This is a genomic window from Cupriavidus sp. CuC1 (genome assembly GCF_044627735.1).
GTDB lineage: Bacteria > Pseudomonadota > Gammaproteobacteria > Burkholderiales > Burkholderiaceae > Cupriavidus > Cupriavidus ulmosensis.
This window is the reverse complement of the sequence record NZ_JBIUHC010000280.1, coordinates 1-7162: the sequence shown is the minus strand read 5'-3', so window position 1 is coordinate 7162 and position 7162 is coordinate 1. Positions and strand designations below refer to the sequence as shown.

Genomic DNA, 7162 nt, shown 5'->3' with positions numbered 1-7162 from the left:
TGATCGTGGCTCGATACACGAGCATATGCCACGGTCCTTCGCTCCATAGAATCGGGCACGAGGTACAGATCGGGACGTAGCTTCGCCAGATCATAGCGTCGATGGCCGCCTGCCGTATACGCAGAAATCAGTTTCCCGTTGGCTTCCCTGCGACGCAACGTCGCCACTGACACACTCAGTGCTCTAGCCGCTTCGCCTATGCTCACAAATTTTTCCATTCTGCACAGACTTACTTAGGTTTGATTGATTAGGTTCCGATCAATCTGTTAGAGCCCCCTCGGCCGAGTGGTAGCGGGCCGGGCACGCTTTTGCGCATACTCGCGGCTAGCAAAAAAATAGCGCGAGCGCGCATCGGGGGTCAAACATGGGAGCACTTACGTTTGCGGGATATCTCCTTGCCTTTTTGCTGGCCCTTGTCCTCGGAGCGAGAAGCGTCAACCGGCACCACCCGGCACTGCGGCAAGAACTGCCGGCTGCCGCGCGGGCCCCGGCAGCCTTGAAGCTGGTCCTCGCAGCCTCCCGTCAGGACTAGGACTCGGCACCCACCGCGACGTCGTCGCTTTCCAGCTGCGCCAGCGCCCGCAGCCGCGCCATCGAATTGCGAATATGCAGGCGAGCCAGATGCTCCGCCGCGTCGGCATCCCCGCCTTCGATCGCCACCACGATCTGCTCGTGTTCCTCGATGGCCGCCAGCGCCCGGTCGCGGGCAAACAGGACCCTTGGCGCAAACACCTGCGATGTCATATGCACGATGGGCACCTGCCGCGCCAGGTACTCGTTCGCTGCCAGCCCGATGATGGCCGTGTGAAACTCGACATTGGCCGCCGTATAGACCTCGGGCAGCCAAGGCTCGAGACTCCCCCGCTGCGCCTCGATGATGGCGCGCAACGGCGCCCCGGCCAGCGCGCTGGCGCGTGACGCCGCCAGCCGGGCCGCCAGGCCGTCGATCACTTCGCGCAACTCGTAGGCGTCCATCAACTGCCGGAAATCCGCGCTGACCACGGTCACGCCGCGCGCCGTCTCGGCGCTGACCAGGCCCTCCCGCTCCAGGATGCGCAGGGCTTCGCGCAACGGCGTGCGGCTGATCTTCAGGTCCTCGGAAATCTCCACCTGCCGCAGCGGCTTGCCCGGCGGGTAGACGCCGCGATAGATGCGCTGGCGCAATACCTGGGCGACTTCCTCGACCAGCCGCACCCGGCCTTGCCATTCGAACGTTTCTGCCATTTGCCCCCTATTTACGTAACTGCGCGCGACTACACGCAACTACACGCGGCTTCACGCATCTCGGCGCCTGCTGGGCGCAGGGTGATCCCCTTTGTGTGGCGCAGTTTACAAGGCCTGCCCACGGGTCTACTATAGCCGCAAACACTGGATTCTGGATCCAAAAACCAAAGCCTCGCAAGGCACGGCATCCAGGCCCCCGAGACGCTTTCTGGAGACGCCCGCCGATGAGCGATGCGCTTTGCTTTCTGTCCGCCGCCGAGCTTCAAGGCCGCATCGCCCGCAAGGAAATCTCGCCCGTCGAGCTCACGCAAGCTGTGCTCGACCGCGCCGCCCGGCTGCAGCCCGAGCTGAACTGCTTCATCACGCTGTGCGCCGACGAAGCCATGGCCGCCGCCCGCGAGGCCGAGCAAGCCGTCATGGCGGGCAAGCCACTTGGGCTGCTGCACGGCATCCCCTTCACCGCAAAAGACCTCGTCAACACAAAAGGCGTGCGCACCACATTTGGCGTGGCGCCCTACCGGGACAACGTGCCCGACCACGATGCAGTGGCCATCGCCCGCCTGCGCGAGCAAGGCGCCATCCTGATCGGCAAGACCACCACGCCCGAGTTCGGCTCCAAATGCCTGACCGATTCGCCGTTGTTTGGCCGCACGCGCAATGCCTGGAGCCGCGAGCGCACCAGCGGCGGATCGAGCGGCGGCGCGGCGGTTGCCGTGGCCAGCGGCATCGCGCCGCTGGCGGTCGCAACGGATGGCGGTGGCTCCACGCGGATTCCGGCCGCTTGCAACGGCGTGGTCGGCATCAAGCAGAGCAACGGCGTGATTCCGCATAGCCAGGCGCAGGACCTGTTCGGCAACCAGACCTATGTCACGCCGACCACGCGCACGGTCGCGGACACCGGCCTGATGCTGCAGGCGATGGCCGGCGAGCACGCCTGCGATCCCTGGTCGATCGGCGTGCCCAAGCCGGACTATGTCAGCGCGGCGCGCCCGCAAGGCGATCTGCGCGGCCGCCGCATCCTGTACTGCCTGACGCCGCCGGGACGCCCGGCATCGGCCGAGGTGGCACGGGCATTCGAGGCGAGCCTGTCCAGGCTGGCCGGCCTGGGGGCGGAGCTGGAACCCTTCTGCGGCGAAGGCTTCGACGTAGAGCCGATCTGGCGCGCCATCAACCATACGGTCTGGCGCGCGCGCTTTGCCGCCATTGCCGAGGAACACGGTGACCAGCTCAGCGCCACATTCCTGCGCCAGGTGGCTTCCGCCGCGCAGGTCAGCGGCGTGGAATACCAGCAAGCGATGTTCGACCGCACGAAGCTGTTCCAGCGGGTGCAGGCGCTGCTGCAGCGCGGCGACCTGCTCGCCATGCCCACGCTGACGCGCACGGCGCTGCCCATCGGGCAGGACCTGTTCGGCACCATCGACATCGACGGCCAGGCTTTCGAAAACGTGCGCGCGCACTGGTTCCCGTGGACCATGCCATTCAACATGACCGGCCATCCCGCCATCAGCCTGCCCTGCGGCTTCGGCAGCGACGGGCTGCCGATCGGCTTCCAACTGGTGGGCCAGTTCCGCGGCGACGCCGAACTGCTGCGCGTGTCGGCGCTGTTCGAGGCGTCGCACGGGCTGCTTGGCCAGTGGCCGCAACCGTAGTCCGCTGGAACCGCTCCCTCTTTCTCACCGATAGACATCGAAACCGCGAAACCGCATCCGCCATGACCCACGCTTTACGCCGCAACATCGTGATCCACACCTTGGCGCTGTCGGCCTGCGCCGTTGCTGTCCTCGCCCTGCCCCGGCCGGCCGGGGCAGCGGAAGGCTCGGATGCCGCGATGCACATCATCGTCGGCTACGCCCCCGGCGGCGCGGCCGACAGCCTCGCCCGGATCTATGCCGAGCAACTGCGCCAGGATGGGCACGGCACCGTCATCGTGGAGAACAAGCCCGGCGCATCGGCCCGCCTGGCGCTCGACTACGTGAAGCGCGCCAAGCCGGATGGCAAGACCATCTTCATCGGGCCGTCGCCGCTGTTCACCATCTTCCCGCTAACCTACAAGAAGCTGGGCTACGACGCGGACAAGGACCTGGTGCCCGCGGCCGTGCTGACCGACGTGCCAACCGTGATCGCGGCGGGCGTGCAGCAGCCGTACAAGAACATGAAGGAGTACGTGGAGTGGGCCAAGCGCAATCCCAATAGCGCCAGCCTGGGCCTGGCGACCATCGGCAGCGCCGGCCACCTCGGCACGGTAGCCCTGGGCAAGGCTGCCGGCATCGCCATCACGCCGGCCGCTTACCGCGGCGCGTCCCCGATGCTGGTCGACGTGATCAGCGGCACGGTATCGATCGGCTGGGATGCCGTGGCCAGCATGATGCCGCTGTACAAGGGCGGCAAGCTGCAGTTCCTGGGTGTGAGCGGCACGCGGCGCGCCAAGGCGCTGCCGGACGTGCCAACGTTGAAGGAGCAAGGCTTCAGCCAGTACGACTACGCAACCAGCTGGTATGGCGCGTTCCTGCCGGCCGGCACCCAGCCGGATGTCGTTGCCAAGGTCGAGAAAATGTTCATGGTCGCCTCCGGCAATGCCGCGACCGCCGGCAAGCTGGAGGCCCTCGGGCTGGAAGTGGCAGCCAGGCCGGGCCTGGATGCGCGGCACCGCATCCAGCTGGAGCGCGCCGCCTGGAAGCCAATCGTGGAGGCTACCGGCTTCGTCGCCGAGGACTGACCAAGGCTCGCCTGGTTTAGCGCGCTGAAGCGTCCCTGAGCGCTTCGCGCGCCGCCATCAGCGCGAATCCCAGCAGGTTGGGCCCACGCCATTGCTCGGGGTTGCCGGCGCGCGGATCATCCGCCGCCAGCCCGATGCCCCAGACGCGATCCACCGGGCTGGCCTCCACCAGCACGCGCTCGCCGGTGCCGAGCAGATAGCCGGCCAGCGCCGGGTCCTGGCGGAATTTCTCGATATTGCCCTGCGTCACCAGGTCCAGGCACACGGCGTCCCAACGCGGCGCATCGAAGCCGCGCACCTCGCGCCCCACCTGCTTGGCGGCGGCGGGCGTCGGCGCCGCCAGGACGCGCGACAAAGCCTGCGCATCCCCGAACAGCCGGGCCTTGCCCGCCATCATGAAATGCTCGGCGCTGGCATACCTCTGCCCATCCACGCAAAATGATGCGGGCCACCACTGCGACAGGCATTCCTTGCCCACCGGGGCGCCTGCCTTTGCGCTGTGCCCCCAGAAGAACAGGTAGTCAGGCTGCAGGCCTTGCCGGACGGCGCGGATCAGGCTGGCGTGGTCATGCGAGGCATGCGAGGCATGCGGATGGGATTGGCTCATGGTGGCTGGTGGCATTCTGGCGAGGGATGGGGCTAGCGCGAACCCTATAGTATTGTTCCCGGCACTGGCGCGCGTCAAAGGGCGCTATCCGCAGCAGCCCGGCGCAGTGATCTTGGTGAGGAGCCATATCTCGTGTCCACGGCATCGGCGCTCGAGTTCATCCTGGTGTTGATCGCCGGGTGTTCATGACCAAGGCGCTTTGATCGCCCGCGCGCGCAAGCATATGGTATTATTTGCGCCGTCTTAGGGGAGTAGCTAGCCTCCAGTCCCCACTGGAGGGGCCTGCGTCAACATACTTGGTACAAAAAACCATGGCGCCGGCAGCCTGATTGGCTCAGCGAGACCTTTGACTTTTCTGTCCACCAGCTGGGGCTGGCACTGGGCAGCGAAGTCATTGGTTCGTTTGTTGCCGGCCCCCTTTGGATGTCACATGGAAGCACTCATTGCTTCGTTCAGTATGGTCGCCCTGGCAGAGATGGGCGACAAGACTCAGCTCCTTTCCTTTCTCCTGGCCTCCCGGTTTCTCGGCAAGCAAGGGAGCATCATCGCGGGCATTTTCGTCGCAACCATCTTCAACCACCTCTTTGCCGCCGCCTTGGGCGACTGGGCTGCGTCGCACGTCAGCCCGGATGTGACACGCTGGGTGCTGGGCATCGCCTTCCTGGCCTTTGCCGCCTGGGCGCTGATCCCCGACAAGCTGGACGACGAAGGGAACAACGGCAAGCGCGCCGGCGCCTTCGCCACCACCGTGGTCGCCTTCTTCCTCGCCGAGATGGGCGACAAGACGCAGTTCGCCACCATTGCGCTGGGTGCGCAGTACGCCAACCTGAGCATGGTCGTGGTCGGCACCACCATCGGCATGATGGCGGCCAACGTGCCCGCGGTGCTGCTGGGTGAACGCCTGACCCGCATCATCCCGCTCGCCAAGATGCGCTTCGTCGCCGCGGCGCTGTTCGCCATCTTCGGCATCCTGATCCTGTTCAAGGTGAATTTCGGCCTGAACCTGGGGACCTGAGCCGGCTGCATGGCATGGCCAGCTCGCATGCCTTCGCCAGCTTGCGCTTGCGCGCAGGCGTGGCGAACGGCTGGCCGCTATCGACGCTGGCCGAGCCATGAACGGCAGCGCGCCACCGATGCACGCGCGGGGCATATCACCAGCAGGTGTCTATGGCGCCACTGCCCGGAGGCCAGTATCCTCCTACAGTTGCCCCGCCCCGAGCCCAATTCATCAGCCCAATGAGAACAAGAGCCGAAGTCGTCGTGCTGGCAGCCGATCTTGCCGGCACCACCGTGTTTGCCGTGGAGGGCGCCATCGTCGCCATGCGGCATGGGCTGGACTTTCTCGGCGTGCTGGTGGTCTCGCTGGTCACCGCGGTCGGCGGCGGCATCATCCGCGACCTGCTGATCGGCGCGGCCCCGCCCAATGCGATCCGGGACTGGCGCTATCCCGCCCTTGCCTTTCTTGCCGGCACCGCGGCGTTCGTATTCCACTCGGCGGCGCAGGGGTTTACCGGCCCACTGATCATCGCGCTGGATGCGGCGGGCCTGGCGCTGTTTGCCGTGGCGGGCGTGCAAAAGGCGACGAACTACGGCGTGCGCCCGCTTGTCGCCACGCTGATGGGAACACTCACCGGCGTCGGCGGTGGCGTGGTGCGCGACATGCTGCTGGCGCAGGTGCCGACCGTGCTGACCGCCGACATCTACGCCACGGCGGCCTGGCTGGGATCCGCGGTATTGGTCAGTGCCCGGGCCATCCGCCTGCCGCCGGCCGTCGCGGCGCTGGCCGGCGGCGCCAGCTGCTTTGCGCTGCGGTTGCTCGCCGTGCAGCATGACTGGCACCTGCCGAAGGTACCGGCCTGGTGAGAGGCGAGATCCGAGATCTGGTAATGGATTGCGAGGACGAAGCCCCCCCCATTCCAGGCATAGCCAGGCAGACACGATTCCGCTGCCGCTCCGACGCGACACCAGAGCGTGCCCGGACGGTCGTGTCAGGTGCAAAATCGAGTTTGCATGCGCTGTGATCGCAATCAGTATTATGGAATGCGCTTGCATTTTTGGTTTGGCATAGTGGCCCGCTGACGCGGGGGGGCTCTTGTGGGCGGGGTTTTGATGCTTCTAGCTGCTGTCGCGGCTGTACGGTGTTGGCCGTTTTGGAACGTGTGAGATGTCACTTTTCTTTACTCGCTCGTAAAGAAAAGTAACCAAAAGAAAGCGATCCTTGCAGGAGGCTGGCGTGGCGTCATTGGGAACCCCAATGGTTTCGTCGTCAGGCCCCGGGTTTTAATTCACTCGTGCCGTTACCGGTTTGATTGGCCACGATCCTGTTAATGACGCTGGTTTCGTGGTGAGGCCCCCGGTAGCAGCATTCCTGCCAATTCACCCATCTGCCGGTACCGGTGCAAAGCGCCACGATATATCACACCGTGATGGTTTCGTGGTGGGGTGGACGCGGTGGTGAATGCCTCGGCATTATTTTTTTCGGTGCCACCGCGCCCGCGACGGAAACGGGACGCCTGCAACTTCGTGGCCGCCCGCGCTGCGAGCGACAGACGGCTTGAAATTCGTGGTGGCCGCTACCGGGGGGACCACCACGAATCTCTGGGCATTGGCAGGGT

At 65.6% G+C, this 7162-nt stretch carries 7 protein-coding genes and 1 riboswitch; of the genes, 4 read left to right on the top strand and 3 right to left on the bottom strand.

All coding sequences use genetic code 11. From position 1 onward, the window contains the following. Together ACGLHR_RS50065 and ACGLHR_RS50060 are read right to left on the bottom strand one after the other, a co-directional pair. Positions 1-218, bottom strand: a 218-nt coding sequence (locus ACGLHR_RS50065) for a MerR family DNA-binding transcriptional regulator (protein ID WP_400103363.1), incomplete at its 3' end; no start/stop codon positions are given. Between the two features lie 310 nt (positions 219-528). Next, on the bottom strand, positions 529-1224 hold the full coding sequence (locus ACGLHR_RS50060; protein ID WP_400103361.1) for a GntR family transcriptional regulator: 696 nt from the start codon (positions 1222-1224) through the stop codon (positions 529-531). 224 nt (positions 1225-1448) lie between these two features. Between ACGLHR_RS50060 and ACGLHR_RS50055 the strand changes: the two genes are divergently transcribed. Both ACGLHR_RS50055 and ACGLHR_RS50050 read left to right on the top strand, forming a co-directional pair. Beyond that, entirely contained in the window at positions 1449-2873 is a 1425-nt protein-coding gene (locus tag ACGLHR_RS50055; protein WP_400103359.1) for an amidase, read from the top strand. Positions 2874-2935: 62 nt separating this feature from the next. After that, positions 2936-3940: a Bug family tripartite tricarboxylate transporter substrate binding protein gene (locus ACGLHR_RS50050; RefSeq protein ID WP_400103357.1), complete on the top strand. Its 1005-nt coding sequence runs from the start codon at positions 2936-2938 to the stop codon at positions 3938-3940. A gap of 16 nt (positions 3941-3956) precedes the next feature. Here the strand turns inward: ACGLHR_RS50050 and ACGLHR_RS50045 are convergent, their stop codons facing one another. Next, the gene (locus ACGLHR_RS50045; protein ID WP_400103355.1) at positions 3957-4547 is read right to left on the bottom strand and encodes an NADAR family protein; all 591 of its coding nucleotides are present in this window, start codon (positions 4545-4547) and stop codon (positions 3957-3959) included. Positions 4548-4781: 234 nt separating this feature from the next. Next, positions 4782-4968, top strand: a riboswitch (yybP-ykoY riboswitch). Between the two features lie 9 nt (positions 4969-4977). Between ACGLHR_RS50045 and ACGLHR_RS50040 the strand changes: the two genes are divergently transcribed. Beyond that, positions 4978-5562: a TMEM165/GDT1 family protein gene (locus ACGLHR_RS50040; RefSeq protein WP_400103354.1), complete on the top strand. Its 585-nt coding sequence runs from the start codon at positions 4978-4980 to the stop codon at positions 5560-5562. Positions 5563-5783: 221 nt separating this feature from the next. Continuing rightward, positions 5784-6410, top strand: a complete 627-nt coding sequence (locus ACGLHR_RS50035) for a trimeric intracellular cation channel family protein (RefSeq protein WP_400103352.1) — start codon at positions 5784-5786, stop codon at positions 6408-6410. The last annotated feature ends 752 nt before the right edge of the window (positions 6411-7162 follow it).